Origin of the sequence: Cryobacterium sp. TmT2-59 (assembly GCF_004403545.1) — a bacterium.
In the GTDB taxonomy this organism is placed as follows: Bacteria; Actinomycetota; Actinomycetes; order Actinomycetales; family Microbacteriaceae; genus Cryobacterium; species Cryobacterium shii.
The window spans coordinates 13,844-33,018 of record NZ_SOGM01000005.1 but is presented as its reverse complement, the minus strand read 5'-3'; the positions used below and the strand labels follow the sequence as shown (position 1 = coordinate 33,018).

15 protein-coding genes are annotated in these 19,175 nt (G+C 69.0%); 3 read left to right on the top strand and 12 right to left on the bottom strand.

Translation table 11 applies throughout. From position 1 onward, the window contains the following. Positions 1-21 precede the first annotated feature (21 nt). The 4 genes from E3T24_RS00410 to E3T24_RS00395 all read right to left on the bottom strand — a co-directional run bounded on the left by E3T24_RS00410 (position 22) and on the right by E3T24_RS00395 (position 5,289). The gene (locus tag E3T24_RS00410; protein ID WP_134434156.1) at positions 22-630 is read right to left on the bottom strand and encodes a low molecular weight phosphatase family protein; all 609 of its coding nucleotides are present in this window, start codon (positions 628-630) and stop codon (positions 22-24) included. Continuing rightward, positions 630-2,072 carry a polysaccharide biosynthesis tyrosine autokinase gene (locus E3T24_RS00405; RefSeq protein WP_134434148.1) on the bottom strand — a complete coding sequence of 481 codons (1,443 nt, stop codon included), beginning with the start codon at positions 2,070-2,072 and terminating at the stop codon, positions 630-632. Before E3T24_RS00405 ends, E3T24_RS00410 begins: the two co-directional genes overlap by 1 nt. Positions 2,073-2,329: 257 nt before the next feature. After that, positions 2,330-4,636 carry an ATP-binding protein gene (locus E3T24_RS00400; RefSeq protein ID WP_134365927.1) on the bottom strand — a complete coding sequence of 769 codons (2,307 nt, stop codon included), beginning with the start codon at positions 4,634-4,636 and terminating at the stop codon, positions 2,330-2,332. Beyond that, positions 4,633-5,289 (bottom strand): response regulator transcription factor, encoded by a 657-nt coding sequence (locus E3T24_RS00395; protein ID WP_134405727.1) that lies wholly within the window; start codon positions 5,287-5,289, stop codon positions 4,633-4,635. The genes E3T24_RS00400 and E3T24_RS00395 overlap by 4 nt, the downstream gene beginning before the upstream one ends. A 381-nt stretch (positions 5,290-5,670) precedes the next feature. On the opposite strand from E3T24_RS00395, the gene E3T24_RS00390 reads away from it, so the two are divergent. Beyond that, on the top strand, positions 5,671-6,408 hold the full coding sequence (locus E3T24_RS00390; protein WP_134434147.1) for a helix-turn-helix domain-containing protein: 738 nt from the start codon (positions 5,671-5,673) through the stop codon (positions 6,406-6,408). Positions 6,409-6,411: 3 nt separating this feature from the next. After that, positions 6,412-7,272: a hypothetical protein gene (locus E3T24_RS00385; protein ID WP_198417476.1), complete on the top strand. Its 861-nt coding sequence runs from the start codon at positions 6,412-6,414 to the stop codon at positions 7,270-7,272. An 18-nt stretch (positions 7,273-7,290) separates the two neighbouring features. On the opposite strand, the gene E3T24_RS00380 is transcribed toward E3T24_RS00385, so the two are convergent. From E3T24_RS00380 to E3T24_RS17110, 3 genes are all read right to left on the bottom strand, one after another. Next, positions 7,291-7,920, bottom strand: coding sequence for a thymidine kinase (locus tag E3T24_RS00380; protein WP_134434146.1), 630 nt, complete (start codon positions 7,918-7,920; stop codon positions 7,291-7,293). 63 nt (positions 7,921-7,983) lie between these two features. Next, entirely contained in the window at positions 7,984-9,453 is a 1,470-nt protein-coding gene (locus E3T24_RS17115) for a hypothetical protein (RefSeq protein ID WP_166789139.1), read from the bottom strand. Next, complete coding sequence (locus tag E3T24_RS17110; RefSeq protein WP_166789141.1) at positions 9,450-10,736, bottom strand: ATP-binding protein; 1,287 nt, start codon at positions 10,734-10,736, stop codon at positions 9,450-9,452. The genes E3T24_RS17115 and E3T24_RS17110 overlap by 4 nt, the downstream gene beginning before the upstream one ends. Before the next feature lie 391 nt (positions 10,737-11,127). On the opposite strand from E3T24_RS17110, the gene E3T24_RS00365 reads away from it, so the two are divergent. Further along, entirely contained in the window at positions 11,128-11,547 is a 420-nt protein-coding gene (locus E3T24_RS00365) for a DCC1-like thiol-disulfide oxidoreductase family protein (protein WP_166789140.1), read from the top strand. Between the two features lie 88 nt (positions 11,548-11,635). On the opposite strand, the gene E3T24_RS00360 is transcribed toward E3T24_RS00365, so the two are convergent. From E3T24_RS00360 to E3T24_RS00335, 5 genes are all read right to left on the bottom strand, one after another. Continuing rightward, positions 11,636-12,793, bottom strand: coding sequence for an Rv2578c family radical SAM protein (locus tag E3T24_RS00360; RefSeq protein ID WP_134365921.1), 1,158 nt, complete (start codon positions 12,791-12,793; stop codon positions 11,636-11,638). Between the two features lie 354 nt (positions 12,794-13,147). After that, the gene (locus E3T24_RS00350) at positions 13,148-14,626 is read right to left on the bottom strand and encodes a malate:quinone oxidoreductase (protein ID WP_255572717.1); all 1,479 of its coding nucleotides are present in this window, start codon (positions 14,624-14,626) and stop codon (positions 13,148-13,150) included. Between the two features lie 90 nt (positions 14,627-14,716). Continuing rightward, the gene (locus E3T24_RS00345; protein WP_134365919.1) at positions 14,717-15,169 is read right to left on the bottom strand and encodes a DUF1801 domain-containing protein; all 453 of its coding nucleotides are present in this window, start codon (positions 15,167-15,169) and stop codon (positions 14,717-14,719) included. Positions 15,170-15,211: 42 nt separating this feature from the next. Next, positions 15,212-17,635 (bottom strand): EAL domain-containing protein, encoded by a 2,424-nt coding sequence (locus E3T24_RS00340; protein ID WP_134434145.1) that lies wholly within the window; start codon positions 17,633-17,635, stop codon positions 15,212-15,214. Positions 17,636-17,868: 233 nt separating this feature from the next. Continuing rightward, a complete protein-coding gene (locus tag E3T24_RS00335; protein WP_134402897.1) occupies positions 17,869-18,951 on the bottom strand; it encodes an aspartate-semialdehyde dehydrogenase in 1,083 nt (360 codons plus the stop codon). Positions 18,952-19,175: the final 224 nt, after the last annotated feature.

The following is a 19,175-nucleotide window of genomic DNA, read 5'->3' as shown; positions in this document are numbered from 1 at the left end:
GCTTGTTTCCCCCCACGGCTTTCACTGTTTCGGCTTCACCGTTGCGGCTCTGTGGAACAGGGCGGTGACAGCATTTATGGCCGGCACGAGCTGCTGGGCGGACTCCACATAGACCTCGTCGCTACGGCGATAGGGGTCAACGACGTCATCGTCATCGGCCGATGCCAGGGGCGCGACAGCGCCGCGCTGAGAGGCTGCCAACCCGATCAGAGTGGAGAGGCGCCCCACAAGGTCTTCGAGGGGCAGCGCGGCAGCCTCGTCGAGGTCGTCATCGGTGAGGTCTGCAACGAGACGCGCGAATTCGCGGATCGTGAACGTGTAACGGATGGCGCGTGGCACCAACTCGACGATGGCGCGCCGGTGTTCGCGGGACATCGCGAACACCAGGTCGGCGGTCTGCACGTGCTGCGCGGTGAGTTCCTGGGCCACGTGGGTACTCGGGTCGCCGCCGAAGTGGCGCGACAGGTCCGCGGCTTGCGCGGGCATACCCTGACCGGTCAGGCCGATCGTTCCCGCGCTGGCCACCTGAATTTGTGGCCACGACGCGAGGCCGACACGCAGAAGTTGCTCGGCCAGCGGTGAGCGGCAGATATTGCCGGAGCAGACCGTCAAAATGGAGAAGGTCTGCATCACGCAGTTCTCCGGCGGGCCTTGCGGATGCCCCGCGTCGCCGGCGCTGCGGCCCCGACAGTGGCCTTCTCTTCTTCGTGGATCGTGCCGTAGCTGTACTGGCCGTAGCCGTAGGAGTCGGGCCCCCTCGTGGGCAGCATGGTGATGACCATGCCGACGAGGCGGCTGCCGGCGCGTTCCAAGGCCTTGACGGCGCTAATCAGCTCGTTGCGCTTCGTGCGCCCGGAGGCCACCACCATGATGGCGCCGCCGCAGAGCTTGCTCAGCACGGCGGCATCCGTCACCAGCAGCAGCGGCGGGGCGTCGATCAGCACCACGTCGAACTCCTCGGTGAGCGCGCCGAGCATGCGGGCCATCGCAGCGGAGCCGAGCAGTTCGCTCGGGTTCGGGGGAACGCGGCCGCTGGGCAGAACGAACAGCTTGTTCTTGCCCCACTTCTGCAGCACGTCGGCGAGCTCGGCGCGACCGATGAGCACGTCGGTGAGACCGACACCACCCTCGATGCCCATGTACTCGGCCACGCGCGGCAGGCGCAGGTCGCCGTCGATCAGCGCAACGCGGGCGCCGGTCTCGGCGAGGGCGATCGCGAGGTTCGCCGTGGTCGTGCTCTTGCCCTCGCCGGGCACCGAGCTGGTGACCACGAAGCTTCGCGGGCCACCCTCGATGTTGACGAACTGGAGGTTGGTGCGGAGGCTGCGGAATGCCTCGGCCCGCGGGTTCTTCGGGTCGGTGTGCACGACCAGGGGGCGAAGGCTCGCACCGGGATCGTTGGTGATGCCACCGAGCATCGGTGAATCGGTGACCAGCTCGATGTCGTGCAGGCTGTGGATGCGGGTGTCGAGCACGCTGCGCAGCACGGCGAGCCCGATGCCGACCGCGAGACCCACGAGCAGGCCGAGGGCGATGTTCAGCGGAACGTTGGGGCTGGCGGGCGTGGTCGGCACGATGGCCGGCTGGATCGTTTCGATCTTCACAGGGCTGGCTGCGTCGCCATCGGGCTTCTCGAGGCGGTCGACGACGATCTTGCTGAAGTTCTGCCCGACGGAGTTGGCGATCTGCGCCGCGAGCTCTGGGTCACTGTTGGTGACGGAGACGTCGATCAGCACGGTGTTCAGCGGGGATGTGGAGGTGATAGTGGAGGCGAGCTGCGCCGCGGTTGCGTCGAGGTTCAGTTCTGTGATGACCTCGTCGAGAACAATGGCGCTGTTGACCACGTCGACGTACGACGTGACGGCCTGCCGGGCAAAGCTGGTTCCCTGAACCAGATCCCCGGTCACCGCGCCGGCGGAGGCCTGCACCGAGACGTAGAGCTGGGTGTTGGCGATGTACTTCGGGGTGGTGGCAATGGCCGCACCTGCTGCTGCGGCAATACCGAACAGGGTGCAAGCGAGAATCAGGATCCAACTTTTATGGAAGATCCTGAGGTAGTCCTTGAGCTCCACGCGCGTTCCTCCGGTAGCACTTGACAGAGAGGAACCGCTCGAATCGCCTTTTCCCCTTGTTCATCCTCTCACATGAGGGTAAGGGGCCTTCCCGCGTCGGGGAGTGACGCTTTCTCGACTAATGCGCCGCTCGATCCAGGACGGCGAAAAATGGCGCTGAGAACTGCTTCGCCGGGGACGCCGCCGACCTCAGCGCCGACGAAGGCACGGTTATTTGCAATGGCCATCCCCCCAATTGGGGTGTTTCGTGGAGGCAGTCAGGCCTCCTGGAGGAGACCCTCCGGTGTGACCATGAGCATCTGAGGCGTGGCGGCGCCGATCACGATCGAGGCGATGAAGGGCCGGTCGGCAGGGAGCACCCGGGCGGTGAGGCGGCCCGACACCAGCACGTTCAATTCGTCCGCGACCGCGGCCACCACGGCCGACATCTGAACGGGCTGGTGGTCGCCGCTGTCGTCGAGCAGGGTCACTTCGACCCCGCGCAGCCGCGCGGCACGGGTGGCGGACACGAGCGGCTCGACGAACAGGGCGCGCGCCCGCATGGCGTCGCGGAGGGTCGCCTCGACCAACAGACATTCCGCGCGCAGCTCGGGACCGAGCTCGGTGCTCTGTGCGAGCAGGTCGAGGATGGGACGGGAGAGCACGTTCACCCGGGCGAGCTGCGACTCGCGCTCCTCGATGGCGGCAACAGTGGTGGCCGCCGCGGCACTATGCAGGGCGCGCTCGCCATTCAGCACGGACAGGGCCTGGGTCGACCGCGCCATGCCCAGGGCAAAGAGACTGCCGGCGAGCAGCGTGCCGGCATGGCGGCTGACCATCTCAAGACCGTTCACCCCGGGAAGGCCGTTGACAAGGCACCAGACGATGGCGACCACGGTCATCAGCGCATAGCCGAGCCAGGCCAGATCGGAGCGGCCTCGCACGGCGAGGACGACCAGGAGCAGGGTGATCGCGCCCAGGTACCAGTGCCCGAACGGGGTGGGGTTCGCCGGCGTCATCGGGAACGCGACCAGCGCCCCCGCCAGAGCGCACAGGGCGACCACGACCCCGGCCCGGACGCGGGTCATCCGGTTGTTGTCGGGGCGGGCCATGATGAGGGCCGCGAGCACCAGGGCGAGGAAGCCGAGGACCTCACCCGGCAGGGTCGCGCCCGGCTCATCGTCACCGAAGGCGAGCAGCGCGTGCACGAGGATGAACAGCGCGATAATGGCGAGGCTCACCGGGGTCGGCGGGCGCAGGCGTGTGGGGGCGGGCGGGGTGGTCGGTTCCGGGCGAGTCAGGACAGCAGCGGGGGCGGTGCGGGCCAGGGTCGCCAGGGCGGCGGATGCGGCCGGGGCCGGGGCTGCCGCGGGGCTCGGCTCGGGCGTCCAAGACACCTCCACCTCGGTGCCGGCCCCCGGGCGGGAGCGCACCGCGGCCGCGCCGCCGGTCAAGCGCTCCATCCGGCCGATGATGCTCTGCGTGATGCCGAGGCGCTCGGCGGGCACCCTGGCCGGGTCGAAGCCGGCGCCGTCGTCGTGCACGAGCACCCGGATGCCGCCGCGTCGACCCTGCACGGTGACGGTGCGGACCACCTGGCGGCCCTGCCCGCGTCCGGCCGCGGCGACCGAATTGCGCAGCGCCTCGCCGACGGCGTCGAGCAGGGCGGTCACTGCCACCGCGGGTATGCGGAGGTTGTCGGACAGGTCGGAGTGCACCGCGGCATCCGGTGCCAGGTCTGCCGCCAGCTGCTCGAGCGCGTCGACCAGTTCGTGGCCGGTGGCGCGGAAACCCGGGTTCAGCGCTGGGGTGCGGACAGCGTCGAGACGGGCCAGCGTGGTCTGGGCGTGACGGGCGATGGTGGGAGCGGGGATGCCGCCGCGGCCGGCCATCAGCAGGCTGGAGATGACGCTGTCGTGCACGAGCGCGTCGATGCTCAGCCGCACCCGCTGGCGGGCCACCTGGGCGGCCCGGGCGGCCTGATCGGCGCCCACGAACAGGGCGGCGGCGTCGACCTGGGCGGCGCGGCGCCGGGTGAGCCCGGTCAGGCCGACGAAGACCGTGATCATGAGCAGCGAGTAGAGGCCGTCTTCGACGCCCACGAGGAGCGGTTGCGGATCGGTCGTGGTGGCGGCCCGCAGCAGTCCGCTCGCCGTGCAGACCAGGGCCGTGTAGGCCCAGCCGATCCGGTCGCGGGTGGCCACCGCCACGGCCATGGCGGGGATTCCGGTGAAGGAGATCACCCAGGGGATGTCGGAGGCCCCGGTGGTGAGGGGTTCGGCGCGCACGACCAGCCAGAATGCGAGGATGGCCAGGAATACGACCCCGTCGGCCAGGGCGAGCGAGCGCAGCAGGCGCAGCGACGCCCATTTGGAGAGCACGCCGATCAGCAGCGGGAGACCGAAGACCAGCAGGAAGGCCAGCAGCGACAGGGTCGGCGCGGGGCGCCAGGCCTGTTCGAGGTAGGTGCCCAGGCAGAGCAGACCGAAGGCCAGGGCGGCGACACCCATGGCGCCGTAGAGCACGCGCGCGTGCCGCTCGACCGCGGTCGGAGCTGGCGGCACCTTGCGCGTGCGAGCGGTCACGACTGGCCGGGGATGGGCAGGATGCCGTCTTCCAGCGCGCGCTTGTAGAGGTCGATCTTCGTGTTGGCGGGGCGGCCCACCCGCTCATACTTGGTGCGCACCCGACGGATGTAGTCGATCACCGTGGCCTCGGACAGTCCCATCCGCGACGCCACCAGGGGCGCCTTCGCACCCGCCGCGTAGAGGGAGAGCGCCTCGCGCTCCCGGTTGCTCAGCCCGGCATCGGCCAGGTCAGGGTCACCGTCGAGGGCCGCTGCCCATTCCGTGGACGCGATCGTCTCCCCCGCCGCCGCGCGCGTGACCGCGTCGAGCAGCACCGCGGTCGGCTCGGACTTGCGCACCACGCCGAGCACGCCGCTGCGCGCGGCGTGCCGCATCAGCACCTCGTCATCACCGCCGGTGAAAGCGAGCACGGCGGCCCCCGCGGCGCGCAGCCGATCCACGTTGCTGCCCACCAGGGATCCGTCGGACAACCGCAGGTCGAGGATGACCAGGTCGACCTGCTGGTCCTGCGAGGCAGCGGATTCGAGCAGCTCGGTCACGGTCGCGACGGTGCCGACGACCTCGATTTCGGGGATGGTGGAGAAGAGGTTTGCGAAGCCGCGGGCGACGATCTCGTGGTCATCGATCAGGGCGACTCGGAAGCGGGACATCAGGTTCCTTGCATGGGTGGTGCTCGGCGATGGCGGGTTTGGTTGTCTTGTTGAGCCGTAGGACCGGCTGTTCTGGTGCGGCTTGCTGCGGTTCTGGTGCGGTTTCGCTGCCAGTTTTGCACAGGATTCGGGTGCCCCGCGCAGTACCCCCGTTGGGGTGCCACAGAAAGTGACGGCTGGTGAGGCGGGAAAAACGCGCCTACGTTGTAGTTGGGAAATCAACTGGGGGGTTGGTGGGGCGCTCGCGACTCAGTGTCGTTTGAGCGCCCCCTCTCCCTTGTTTTCCTTGGTTTGATTTGTCCGCATCAGGTTCTGACCCAAATATGGGACATATCGATTCAAGGTCCCATATACGGGAATGACTCAGGTAGAGTACCGGATATGCGACAGCTGCTGGACGACATCCGAGCCAGCGTCGGCCTTGACCGGCGGGCGCTCGCACTACGCTCCGGCGTGTCCAAATCCACGATCTACCGCATCGAAGGCGCGCAAGTCGACCCCTCCGTCGGCACGCTCCGAGAACTCGCCCTGGCCGCCGGTTTCGACCTGGACATCAGTCTCGCTCCGCTCTCGGACGTCAACGCCGCGCGGGCTGCCCGGGAAATCCTGGCTGGGCCGGCGACCGGCGAAAAGGACAAGGCCGTCGCCGACTGGGAGGCCCGATTGCACCGCTGGGTGCCAAACGGTGACCCCGTCGAAATCGCTCGCACTGCCGGCGTGAGCTCCTCCCTGTTGAAACGCGCCGGCGCAACATATCTGTGCGGTAGCGTGGACGAGCTCAAGATCGCGGCGGCCGCAAGCGCCGGCGAGACGTCTTGGATCTTGTCGGGGGTCAGCGGCATCAGAAGGCTGAACCCCGACACGGACGGCCCCGCGGCCGGACCGTCCGTGGTCTACACCGCTGACCCGCATCGCCTGGTTCGGCGCCTGGCCCACATGGCACTGTGCCGACCGGAGGAGGCCGACCTCATCGTCGTCCCGTACACGGCCGACTTGGACGTGGACGCGTTCCTCGACGACGGCATCCGGGTGGTCGCCCCCATCCAGACCCTGGTGGACGCATTCGGCATCGGCGGTGCGCTCGCAGACAAAGCCGAAACCATCGCACGGAGCTGGTGAACCATGACCGACACACCCAACCACTGGGCCCGAGGGTCCAACCAGTACCAGAAGCGTTCGAAGCCGCAGCAGCCACGACCTGAGCTGCCGGGGAGCTCCCTGCCCCGCAGCGTGGTCAATCAGCAGCGCGCGGCGACAGGAATCGTGTGGGACTCCGCATCCGTTGCCTGGGACCTGCTCCCACAGTCGGCCACCGACCGCGCCCGCGCCCGGTTTCGGGCCGCCCTCCCGGAGTACATCTGGGATGCGGCGTCGCTGGAAGGCAACCCGTACACCCTGCCCGAGGTGCAGACCCTCCTCGAAGGCGTCACGGTGAGCGGGCACCGGGTCTATGACCAGAACCAGATCCTCGCCCTCCAGGAGGCGTTCAACTATGTTGACACGCTCGTCGGCGACGGTACTTTCGCCCTCACCAAAGACGTGAGCGACGAAGTGCACCGCCGCGTGGCCGTGCATGAAGAAATCGAGTCAGGCCATTTTCGAGGAGAGGGCAACGTCACCGGCGGAGGCCTTGTCGGGCTGGGTGATTTGGGAACCTACCAGGCGTCCCCTCCTGGAGAGCACGGGGAGACTCTGATTGACGAGCACGACCGCCTCCTCCGTTACCTCTACACCCTGCCGGACGCGCGCGAGCAAGCCATCACGTACTTCTGTGCCGCCACCCGGGCCCAGTTCTACTTCGACGGCAACAAACGCACGTCCCGGCTGATGATGGCCGGCCACCTCATGGCGTCGGGATTCGACGCCATCTCGGTGTCTGCTCGACGCAGACTCGAATACAACGAGCACCTCAGCACCCTCTTCGACACCGGGGACGCCACCACGCTGATGGCCTTCATCATCGACTGCCGGCCCGAGGCCTGACGGTCTCCCCAGGCCAGGTCAGGCCTGCACGGAACGCCGGCGGTTGTTGAGCACGCCGCCGCTCTCCTCGAGGTAGCACGAGCCGCAGAGGGACTCGTAGGTGACCTGCTCGCCGTCGATCGCCACCTGGGCGCCGTCGAAGACGAAGACGCCGTCGATCTGGCGCCCGTTGAACACGGCCTTCCGGCCGCAGCGGCAGATCGTCTTGAGCTCCTCGAGGCTGTGCGCCACCTCGAGCAACCGGCGGCTGCCGGGAAAGGCCACGGTCTGAAAATCGGTGCGGATGCCGTACGCCAGCACCGGGATGTTCTGAAGAATCGCGATCCGCAGCAGGTCGTCGACCTGCGACTCGGTCAGAAACTGGGCCTCGTCCACGAGCAGGCAGCTCACGTCGAGGCCGGTCGCGGCGAGCACCTCGGCGCGGTGCTGCTGGAAGGAGGCGTAGGCATCCGTCTCGGGGGTGAGCAGGTAGTCGACTCCCCGGGTGACGCCCAGGCGCGAGAGGATGCCGCGGTCGCCCTTGGTGTCGACCGACGGCTTGGTCAGCAGCACCTTGTGGCCGCGTTCCTCATAGTTGTAGGCCGCCTGGAGCATGGACGTGCTCTTGCCGCTGTTCATGGCTCCGTAGCGGAAATACAGTTTGGCCATGCGGTGGGTGCCCCCTCGGCTGCTCGTGCTCGGGTCGTGCTGGGTCGCTGGTGAAAACCTACTTCAGCGTACTGGGCGGTTGCGGAGGCGGGCCCTCGACGCCGGGCGGCGGTCGCCGAAGTCGAGCATCACCAGCGGGCGGCTGATCGTGACCCGCACCCGCGGGAACACGACCCGGAACACGGCCAGGTAGGGGCGGAGCAGGGCGCGGGCCTGGCCGGCGGGCAGGTCGAGTCCGGCCTGGATCGTGACGGTGTCGACGATGCCGGCGGGCACGGGCTGGGGCTGCTCGGCGGGCTCGGGCTGGGTGGGCTCGGGCTGCTCGGCGGGCTGCTCGGGTTCGGCGGGTTGCTCGGGTTCGGCGGGTTGCTCGGGTTCGGCGGGTTGCTCGGGTTCGGCGGGTTGCTCGCTCTGCCCGGCGTGCCCGGGAGCGGCCGGCCGGGCCCCGTCGGCGACCTGCACCACGAGGCTGCGCGGGTCGAAGCCGGGGGCGGCGCAGAGCAGGCTGATCAGGGCGGCGGTGGCGGCGCGCTGGTCGGGTCCGAAGCGCAGGGCGCGGTGCTCGGGGTCGGCGACCACGAAGAGCGGATCCAGGCCGCGCTCGACCAGCCGGGCGCGCTCCCGGGCGATGACGGCGTCCAGCCAGGTCAGGTCGATGTCCTGCACGAGTGAACGGCGCACGCGGGCGGCCAGCTCGTTGGCCCGGGCGATGTCGGCCTTGGTGACCTCGCCGCGTTCGAGCACGTCGGTGAAGAGGGGGAAGACGCCGGTTTCGAGGTCGGCGAGCTGCTGCCCGACCACGGCACGCACGACTCGGCCGCGCGACTCCTCGGTGCGTTCGGCGATGGCGCGGCGGGCATCCGTCTGCCAAGCCAGCAGCAGGCGCACCATGCGGCGGGAGTAGGCGGCCGCGGCCAGGCCGAGGGCCAAAACCGGGGTGACCGACACGACCGCGTAGACGGCCGGCGGCACGGTGATGGCGAGGAACGGGGCCTGCGGCACGGTGACGGCGGCGACGATGACGGATGCCGCCACCGCCGACAGGGTGATCTCCCGCCACGGGCGGTACGGGGCGAGGGCAAGCAGGAGGAGGCCGATGGCGACGGGTCCGAAGTCGTCTTGCAGGAGGGTGTTCGCGCCCCAGCGGGACGCCTGGTCGAGCAGGTAGGCGCTGACGGCGAGGCCGATCATGGCCAGGTGAGAGCCGAGCCGGAACGGCGGCTCGGACGGCCGGGTGCCGATGACGAGGGTGGCGGCCGCGCCGGCGATGGCCAGCAGGGCCAGCCCGACGAGCACCGGATACCGCGACTGGTCGGCCTGCCACGACGTGGCCAGCGCCGCGTAGCCGAAAACGACCGTAGCGATGACCGGAGCGAGCGGCCAGGTGGCGAGGGTGCCCAGCGGGTCGAGCCGCTGCTGGGTGAGGGTGCGCGGGGTGGGCGTCGCGGGGGCGAGCGGGGTGGGGGTGGCCGCGGTGGTGGGGATGGGAGCGGTTTCGGGGGCGGTGCTGGCGCCGGGGGTGGCGGCGGTCATCGGGGGGCCTGCTCGCCGAGGGTTGCGGCATCCGTCGTGATCGGGTCTGAGATGGGGACCGGCACGTTCAGAAGTACGGATGTGCCCGCGCCGGGGCGGGTGAGGATGCTCACCGAACCACCCAGGCGTTCGATGCGGTGGCGCACGGCCTGGCGCAGGCCGAGGCGGTCGGAGCCGGTTTCGGATTCGGTGAAGCCGCGGCCGGCGTCCATCACCATCAGGGAGATGCTGTCGAGTTCGCTCTCGATCACGACCTCGGCGGCCACGATGCCCGAGTGCAGGATCACGTTGGTCAGGCACTGCTGCACGGCGAGGCCGAGCTCGCGGTCGCTGACCGGGTCGAGGCGGCCGAGGGCGGCGCGCTCCCCCGTGACTTCGACCACGAGGCCGCGATCGCGACTGCGCTCGATGGCGGCGTAGACCTCGCTGGTGAGCCAGGCATCCGTGCCCGCGGACGGCTCAACGCTGCGCTGGTCGGCGTCGGTCAGCCAGTCGGTGCCGCGCAGGGTCTGCAGGGTGGCACGGATGCTGCCGGCCAGGTTCGGGCTGAGCGGGCCGGCGTGCGCGCGGGCGAGCGCGACGAGCTCGGTGAGGGTGGTGTCCTGGGTGCGGGCCAGGGCGCGCTGGTCGAGGTCGTGGCGCAGCAGGCGGGCCCGATCGGCGAGGACGGCCCGGTGCAGGGCGGTCTGGGCCGCGGCCTGGCGGCGGGCGAAATGGGCGAAGAGGAGCACGCCGACGAGGAACAGGTAGGTGGAGATGGTGAAGGGGTCGGGGCTGTAGGGCACCTGCGTCTGGAGGGCGGCGAGCACCGTGACGGCTTCGGCCAGCACGAAGCCGAGGGTGCTCCAGAGCACGCCGGCAAGGGCGCCGGTGCCGGCGCCGCCGACCATGATCAGGGCCAGCTTGGGCAGGGCCACCAGGAACAGGTTCGAGAACGGGAACACGTCGGGCATGCCGAGGATGGTGACCGTGAAGAGGTAGATGCAGCCGCTGCCGACAATCAGGTAGGCGATGGTCAGGGTGACCGTGCGGCGCAGGGAGAGCTCGATCAGGAAGCCGGCCATGGCGAGGAGGGCGAGGATGGTGAGCCAGAGGGCGGCGGAGGTTGTGGTGGAGATGGTGGAGGCGGCGGCGGTGGCGGCGGTGGGGCGGTGGGCGAAGTTCAGGGCCAGCAGGGCGAGCAGTGCGCCGGCGAGGCAGGTGAGTCCGAACCAGTGCGAGGCACGCGCGAGGGCGTGACTGATGGTTCTCGCCACCAGGTGGTCTGGCAAGCCAAGCGTCATTACTGTTCCGTTCGTGTTGGTGCGTGTGGTGCGTGTGGTGCGTGTGGTGCGTGTGGTGCGTGTGGTGCGTGTGTGTTGGTGTGGTCGCACGTGTGCTGCACCGCGATCTGCGGTACGTTCTGCGGCGCGTTCGTGCGGGTGTGTATCGGTCGAGTATCCCATTTCGGCGGCCGTGTTCCCCGTTCGGGGCGCAAGCTGCCCGTCGTTCTAACCAATTCGACGGAGATTTTGGCGAAAACATGCGTTCTCGCCTGCTGTGCGCCTGATTTGGGCAAAATCTCCGTCGAATTCGTTCGGGGCCGGGGCATCCGCTCGAAGGGTGATGGCCGGGTTGAGGCATCCGGGCGCAGGCGGCTTCCGAGCATACCCCCAGGGGTATACTTGGTGAAGGTTGGCGCGGCAGCGTGCCGCTGGAGTACCGACGACGAAGGGTTCCACCTTGACGACAGCGCTTTTTCTATTCGATGGTGACTGCGGCCTGTGCCAAAACGCAGTCGACCGCATGAAGCGCCGGATCGCGCCGCAGATTGTTTTCGCAACGTACCAGTCGGTCGACCTGGACGCGCTCGGCGTGACCCTGGCGACCTGCCTCGAAGGCCCCGTGCTCGTGCGGGCCGATGGCAGTCACGTGGTCGGTGTGGGCGCGATGGCCGGGATGCTGCTCACGGCTCGCAACCCGTATCCGTTCTTCGGACGCGTAATGATGACCCCGGTCGCTTCCTTGCTGCTCAACCGGGTCCAATCGGTGTTCTACCGAAACCGCCACCGTCTGCCGGGCGGCACGGAAACGTGCCGGATTCCCCAGGTCTGACGCCGCGCCGATCTGGGCCGGTCGCCGCCGAATTCGTTCGGGGCGGGGCATTCGTTCGCGGCCTGTTCGCCGGAGTCGGGGCGGTCGGTCAGAAGAGAGTCGGGCTCAACTCGGGCGGGAGCTCCTCGGCGATCAGTGAGCGCCGCACGGCGGTATTCGCCGAGTCGCGGCCGGCGCCGCTCCGGGTACCGCGGCCGGCACCGGCGCCGCTGCCCGCCAGGCCAGTACCCCTGCCGGGCGTGGCGGGACGGCCGAGCGCCGTCGAGCGCACGCCGCCGGTGGACGGATCCTCCAGCCCACGCTGCAGTCCGTGCGCCTTGATCAGGGGTTTGATTCGGGCGGCCAGCCAGACCCGGTAGTCCTTGGGCGCATAGGCGCCCTTGGCGTAGAGCTCGAGGTAGCGCGGCAGCAGCTCCGGGTGGTCGCGGGCCAGCCACTGCAGGTACCAGTCCCGCACGCCCGGGCGTAGATGGAGCGCGGTGTACATGATGCTCGACGCACCGGCATCCTTCGCCTGGCGCAGCGCCTCGTCGAGGTGGGCCTTCGTGTCGGTGAGGAAGGGCAGGATCGGCATCATGAAGACCGAGCAGTCGAGTCCGCGCTCGCGCACCGCCGTCACCGTGGCCAGGCGCGCGACCGTGGACGGGGTGCCCGGCTCGACCGCCTGCTGCAGCTCGTCGTCGTAGATGGCGATCGACAGGGCCAGGTCGACGGGGACGAGTTCGCTCGCCTCGACGAGCAGGTCGAGGTCGCGGCGGAGCAGCGTGCCCTTGGTCAGGATGGAGAGCGGCGTGCCGGACTGCGCGAGCGCGGCGATCACGCCGGGCATCAGCCGGTAGCGGCCCTCGGCGCGCTGGTACGGGTCGGTGTTGGTGCCGAGCGCCACCGGATGCCGGCCCCAGGTTGGCTTCTTCAGCTCCCGCTGCAGCACCTCGGCCACGTTCACCTTGACGATGATCTCGTTGTCGAAGTCTGTGCCCGCGTCGAGGTCGAGGTAGGTGTGGGTGGGCCGGGCGAAACAGTAGGTGCAGGCGTGGGAGCAGCCGCGGTAGGGGTTGATGGTCCAGCCAAAGGGCATCGCGCTCTGGCCCGGCACGCGGTTCAGGGCCGACTTCGCCAGCACCTCGTGGAACGTGATCCCGGCGAATTCGGGCGTGCGCACGCTGCGCACCAGGTTGTTCAGGCGGGCGAGTCCGGGCAGGGCGCCCGCCTGCTCCGTCGTGAGTTCCTGTCCGCTCCACCGCATGCACCTATTCGAACACACGTTCTAGAGAGATGCAAGCGGATGCTGCGGCTATCCGCGTGCGTGCTCGACTGGTGATCGGCTGCGGCGGGGCCGGCCTGCGGTCGTGGCCAACTCAGGAGAATTGGTGCACTGGCGCCGCCGCGGCCGCGGACCAGTGCCGGAGTCGGGGCGAGGCGTCGCGGATCTCCTGAGTTGGCCACAGGGGGCCTCGTCTCCGACTGCACTTCGGTGGGTAGCAGCAGGAGCACCGCCGCCCGCGCCCGCGGACCGCGGGCGGGACGGGCGGGACGGGCGGGACGGGCGGGACGGGCGGGACGGGCGGGACGGGCGGGACGGGCGGGACGGGCGGAAGGACTACGCGGTGAGGTTCAGGGTCTTCGCGGTGGCGGCCAGGGACGCGGCCGCGGCGGCCGGGTCGTCGGACAGCTTCGTGCCGAGGCTCGGGATCATCTCGCGCAGCTTGGGCTCCCAGGCCGGGTACTGGTCGGGGAAGCAGCGCTTGATCAGGTCCACCATGATCGGGGCCGCCGTGGACGCACCCGGGGACGCGCCGAGCAGGCCCGCGATGGTGCCGTCGGCCGAGGTGATGACCTCGGTGCCGAACTGCAGCACCCCGCCGAGCTTCGGGTCCTTCTTCATCACCTGCACGCGCTGGCCGGCGGTGATGAGTTCCCAGTCCTCTATCTTGGCCGTGGGGATGAACTCCTGCAGCGCCTTGAGCTTCGTCTTCTTCGAGGCGAAAACCTCGCCAATCAGGTACTTCATCAGGCCGAAGTTGTGCGCGGCGACACCGAGCATCGGCCCGATGTTGTGCGTGCGGATCGAGAACGGCAGGTCGAACCAGGTGCTCGACTTGAGGAACTTGGGCGTGAAGCCGGCGTAGGGCCCGAACAATAGCGAGGTCTCCCCCTCGACCACGCGGGTGTCGAGGTGCGGCACCGACATCGGCGGGGCGCCCACGGCGGCCTTGCCGTAGACCTTGGCGTGGTGCTGGCTGACCAGCTTCGGGTTCGTGGTGCGCAGGAACTGGCCGCTGATCGGGAAGCCGCCGAAACCCTTGATCTCGGGGATGCCGCTCTGCTGCAGCAGCGCCAGGGCGCCGCCACCCGCGCCGACGAAGACGAACCGGGCGTTCACCGCACTCGGGTGGTTGCCGACCAGGCGGCGCAGGTTCAGGTTCCACGTGCCATCCGGAAGCTGCTTGACGCCCGTGACCTGCTGGTTCACGTGCACGCCCGCGCCCGCGGCGGCGAGGGAATCGAAGAGGTAACGGGTGAGGGCGCCGAAGTCGACGTCGGTGCCGGACACGATCCGGGTCGCCGCGATCTTGTCGTTCTTCGGGCGCTTCCTGGTCAGGAGCGGGGTCCAGGTGCCGATCACGGCCGGGTCCTCGCTGTACTCCATGCCCTGGAACAGGGGCTGGTCCTTGAGCACCGCGAACCGCTTGCGCAGGTATTCGATGCTGGACTTTCCGTGCACGAACGTCATGTGCGGGGTGGAGTTGATGAAGTTCTTCGGCTCCGGCAGCGCGCCCGTCTCGACCAGGTGCGCCCACAGCTGGCGGCTGATCTGGAACTGCTCGTTGATCGCCACGGCCTTCTCGGCGGTGACGGTTCCGTCCTTCGCCTCCGGCATGTAGTTCAGCTCACACAGAGCGGCGTGGCCGGTGCCCGCGTTGTTCCACGGGTTCGAGCTTTCCTGCGCGACTTCCCCCAGTCGCTCGTAGATCTCGATGCTCCAGTCGGGCTGCAACTGCTTGATCAAGGTACCGAGGGTGGCGCTCATTATGCCGCCACCAATAAGAACGACATCGACATTCGCCATTGGATTCACACTTTCGAGTGTAACGCCGGTAACGGATTCCTCCCGCCGGAACGCGGGCACCACAGGTAACGGTTGGCCCGCGACTCGGGCCGAAACGGCTCAGGCGCTGGACTTCACGCGCTCGTAGTTGGCAATGAATTCCTCAACGGACACTTTGGCGATGACTCGGGCGACAAGATCGAGATCCAGGTCGGCCAGCGTCTTGAAGCGCACGCAGCTCTTGCCCATGTTCAGAGTGCGGCCGGTGGCGGCCCACTCGGCGCGGAACGCGGCATCTTTCTCGGGAAAGCTGTAGAGGGCCATCAGGTAGAGCGAGTTGTAGTTCTTCTGCGCGGCCAGGCTGACGTAGGCGAGCGGCTGCTTGTTGTACGTGTCGGGGTACGTCTCCAGCGGAACCACCCAGCCGAGGATGCCGCCGTACACGCCGAGCCGGTAGCCCTTCGGCATGGCGTCGCGCACGGTGTCGAGCACCGGGTAGAGCACGGCACGGCGTTCGGGTTCGAGGTCGAGAACGAGCGTCTCCACCTCGAACGGAATCGGCTCTGCACTCATGGAGTCAAGGATATCGGTTCCGACTCTCGAGACAGCGGCCCGCTAGGGCTGTGGGACCGCGTCCGGCACGACGTCCGACAACACGACGTCGACCGCGGCCGTGGCGGGACGGCCGGCGCCGACCGGCGCGCCGCGCGGCACGACGGCCCGGGCCCCGTGCAATTCCAGCCGGGTGAGGGTGTTCTCGAAGTTCTCCGGCACGCCGTAGTGGAACCCCTGCGCGCTGCGGATGCCGAGTCTGATCAGGTGGTCGGCCATGGCGTCGTTCTCCACGCCTTCGACGATCATCGAATACTCGAGGTTGTCGCCGAAGCCCTGCAGGGCGGTGAGCACCTCGCGCTGGCGGACGTCGTCGAGGTCGTCGACAAGGCTGCGGTCGATTTTGAGGATGTCCATCGGCATCCGTACCAGGGCGTCGACCGAGGAGTCCTGGGAACCGTAGTCGTCCAGCGCGATCATCAGGCCGAGGTCGCGTAGGCGGTCGGCCTGGGCACGGATGGCGGGCGTCACCTTGGTCATCGACCGTTCGTTGAGTTCGAGGCAGAGCGAGATGCCGGGGTAGCGTCCGGCGAGGTCTTCGATGTACGTGCCGACGCGTTCGGGCAGGATCTGCCCGGCCTCCACGTTGATGGTCATGCAGACCACGCGTGGCTCGACCAGACGGAAGTCGGCGGCCGCCTTCATCGCCTTGACGGCCACCTGGCGGGTCATCGCGTCGAGCCGGCCGAGGCCCTTGGCCTTCTCCACGATCGACGGCGGGGACAGCGGACCCAGGTCGGGGTGGGTGTAGCGCACGAGCGCCTCGAACGCCCAGATCTGCCCGGTGACGAGGCTGACGATGGGCTGGAACGCGAGTTCGAGCAGGTCCTCGTCGATGGCATGGGCGATGATGTCGTTCATCTGCGAGGACCGGTGGCTGGAGATGTTGATGCTGCTCTCGTTCGCCGGGCCGCCGCGCCGGCGGGACTTCTTGATCGCGAGCATGGAGCGGTCGGCGTCCTGCACGAGCTGGTTGACGTCGGTTTCCCGGTGCGCGGAGTAGGCCAGCCCCACGCTGATCACCGGGTTGTGGGTGTTCTGACCGATGGTCACCGGCTTGCCGGTCTCCACCAGGATGCGCTCGGCGATGATCTTGGCCTCGGCGAGCGACGTGAGGTGGGTGAGGATGACCACGAATTCGTCGCCGCCGACGCGGGCCACCACGTCGTTCGGCCGCACGACCGCGCTGAGTCGGCGGCCGAGTTCCTTGAGCATCTCGTCGCCCACCTGGTGGCCGAACCGGTCGTTGAGGCGCTTGAAGTCGTCAATGTCGATGAACAGCACCGCGAGCGCCTCGGAGTAGTCCCGGTGGTCGTTGATGTTGGCCAGGGCCTCCTGGAACGCGCCGTAGTTCGGCAGGCTCGTCAGCGGGTCGGTGTTGGCCCGGAGGGTCAGGCCGGCGATGTTCGCGCGTGCCTTGACCACCATCCCCGCCGTGGTCGCGAGGGCCTGGAGCGCCCGGCGGTCGTTTCCGGTGAAGGCACCGTCCATGGGGTCGCGGCGGGCGACGATGTACATGTCCTTGCCGGGAACGGCGCCCAGCGGCAGGGCCATGCTGATCTCCCCGGGGCGGGCCGGCTCCGCCCGCACGGAGACGGATTCGGCCCCGATGGTCTCTTCAACCGCCTGCCGGAGCACCTCGACGATGGTGGCGGTGGCGCCGGACTGCGCGTCGGCGCCCGGGTCGGTGCTCAGCGCGCTCGCGCCGCTGACCATCCCGGCGAGCCGGCGGCGCATGACCGAGACCGTGGTTGACACCTTGACGATGGTGGCGACGATCACCAGGGCGACCAGCACCCTGGCTGCTTCGAGGGTGGTGCCCACCACGACCATCACCGGCACGCCCTCGACAGTCCAGACTCGGGCGATCACGGAGATCAGGGCGCAGCCGACCAGGGCGACGAAGAGCCGCACCGGCGAGAGGAGCGGGCGACCCCCGCGCTCGACCGAGGCGTTCGCCAGGCGGTGTCGCAGCACTTCGACCAGGACGACGAAGGCGACGTAGCCCACGGATGCCGCGGCCACCGCCGGCAGCACGGGCAGCCCGCCGTCGCGGAGTGCGGCGTAGATCAGGGCGGAGACGATGCCGCCGGCAGCCTGCAACCCGGCACTGTAGAAGGCGACGGACGCGCGGCCGGCCTCGATCAGGATGGCCAGCAGGACGCCGAGCGAGATCAGGCCGATCGCGGCTTCCGCCGACAGGGTCGGGGCGAGCGCAGGCAGGGCCAGCATGGGAAGGCTGATCACCGGGCTGCGGTGCTCCACGGCGCCCACCCGCACCCAGGTGAGTTCCAGGACGGCCGCGCAGAGCACGCCCGCCGCGGCGATCAGCCAGTGCTCGGCGGGGGCACCGACGAGCAGCGCCAGGGACGTGGCGATGCTGGCCAGAGCGATGCCGGCGAACAACACAAAAGCGGCCCGTCGCACGGCTGCTGAATTCCGAATCCCGCCCACGAGGTCTGACACTAGCGGAGAGAGCGGTCGAACGTTCACCATCCCGCGAAGGCTGGTGCCGCGGACCCCCGGCCGGCGGGTGCGCGGGCCGCGGGGGGACGGCCGGCGGGTGTCACCTCCGCCGGCCGTGAATGCCGGTCCTTACACTCTGATCAGTACTTTTGCTGGCCGTGATGCTCTGCGAGGACCGGATCCGCGGCGGCGGGTCAGGGCTGCAGCGCGAGCAGATCGGCGGCGACGAGTTCCGCGATCTGCACGGCGTTGAGCGCGGCGCCCTTGCGCAGGTTGTCGTTGGTGATGAAGAGGGCGAGGCCGCGCCCGTTCGGCACACCGCTGTCCTGACGTACCCGGCCGACGAAGCTCGGGTCCTGGCCGGCCGCCTGGAGGGGGGTGGGGACATCCGTCAGCACCACGCCGGGCGCGGTGGCCAGCAGCTCGAGCGCGCGGGCGACCGACAGCGGGTTGGCGAATTCGGCGTTGATCGACAGGGCGTGGCCGGTGAAGACGGGGACGCGCACGCAGGTGCCGGAGACGCGGAGTTCGGGCAGGTCGAGGATCTTGCGGCTCTCGTTGCGGAGCTTCTTCTCCTCGTCGGTCTCGAACTCGCCGTCGTCGACGATGGAGCCGGCCAGCGGGATGACGTCGAAGGCGATCGGGCGAACGTAGACGATCGGGTCGGGCATCGGCACGGCGGAACCGTCGTGCACCAGCTGCAGCAGGTTGTCGCTGGCCGCGGCGGCGCGCACCTGGCTGGCCAGCTCGCGGGCGCCGGCGAGTCCGCTGCCGGAGACGGCCTGGTAGGTGCTCACGATCAGGCGCTCGAGGCCGGCCTCATCGTGCAACACCTTGAGTACGGGCATGGCCGCCATGGTGGTGCAGTTCGGGTTTGCGATGATGCCCTTGGTGGCGAGCTTGATGGCCTCCGGGTTGACCTCGCTGACGACGAGGGGCACGTCGGGGTCCATCCGCCAGCCGGACGAGTTGTCGATCACGGTGACGCCGGCAGCGGCGAAGCGGGGCGCCTGCACCTTGGACAGCGTGGCGCCGGCGGAGAAGATGGCCACGTCGAGGCCTCTTGGGTCGGCGGTGGCGGCGTCTTCGACGACGATCTTCTTGCCCTTGAACAACAGAGTGGTGCCGGCGGACCGGGATGACGCGAAGAAACGGATGCCGGCGACCGGGAAGTCGCGCTCCTCGAGCAGGCGGCGAACGACGGCCCCGACCTGGCCGGTGGCGCCGACGACGCCGATCTGGATTCCTGCGGTGCTGGTGGCTGCGGTGCTGGTCACTGTGTGTTCCTCTGCTGCTCGCGGGTGGTGCTTGTGATGCTCATGGGACTGATGTGGTCGGTGTTCCGGTGCCGGTGCCAGTTCGACGCCGTGTCTGCTCCGGCCCTGGTGGCTAACTCAGGAGATTCTTCCGGTTTAGCCTGAAATCGGGCCGGATTGGGGCATCCGTGGCCGGTTTTCCTGAATTAGCCACAGAAGCACCAGGTGACAGTTGCGTGGTTGGG

What these genes read in the sequence shown, in the direction of transcription:
- E3T24_RS00360 (WP_134365921.1), bottom strand. Translation starts at nt 12,793, where the DNA reads ATGCGGTGGAGCGGACAGGAACTCACGACGGAGCAGGCGGGCGCCCTG.
- E3T24_RS00380 (WP_134434146.1), bottom strand. Translation starts at nt 7,920, where the DNA reads ATGGCCAAACTGTATTTCCGCTACGGAGCCATGAACAGCGGCAAGAGC.
- E3T24_RS00345 (WP_134365919.1), bottom strand. Translation starts at nt 15,169, where the DNA reads ATGAGTGCAGAGCCGATTCCGTTCGAGGTGGAGACGCTCGTTCTCGAC.
- E3T24_RS00390 (WP_134434147.1), top strand. Translation starts at nt 5,671, where the DNA reads ATGCGACAGCTGCTGGACGACATCCGAGCCAGCGTCGGCCTTGACCGG.
- E3T24_RS00410 (WP_134434156.1), bottom strand. Translation starts at nt 630, where the DNA reads ATGCAGACCTTCTCCATTTTGACGGTCTGCTCCGGCAATATCTGCCGC.
- E3T24_RS17110 (WP_166789141.1), bottom strand. Translation starts at nt 10,736, where the DNA reads ATGACGCTTGGCTTGCCAGACCACCTGGTGGCGAGAACCATCAGTCAC.
- E3T24_RS17115 (WP_166789139.1), bottom strand. Translation starts at nt 9,453, where the DNA reads ATGACCGCCGCCACCCCCGGCGCCAGCACCGCCCCCGAAACCGCTCCC.
- E3T24_RS00385 (WP_198417476.1), top strand. Translation starts at nt 6,412, where the DNA reads ATGACCGACACACCCAACCACTGGGCCCGAGGGTCCAACCAGTACCAG.
- E3T24_RS00395 (WP_134405727.1), bottom strand. Translation starts at nt 5,289, where the DNA reads ATGTCCCGCTTCCGAGTCGCCCTGATCGATGACCACGAGATCGTCGCC.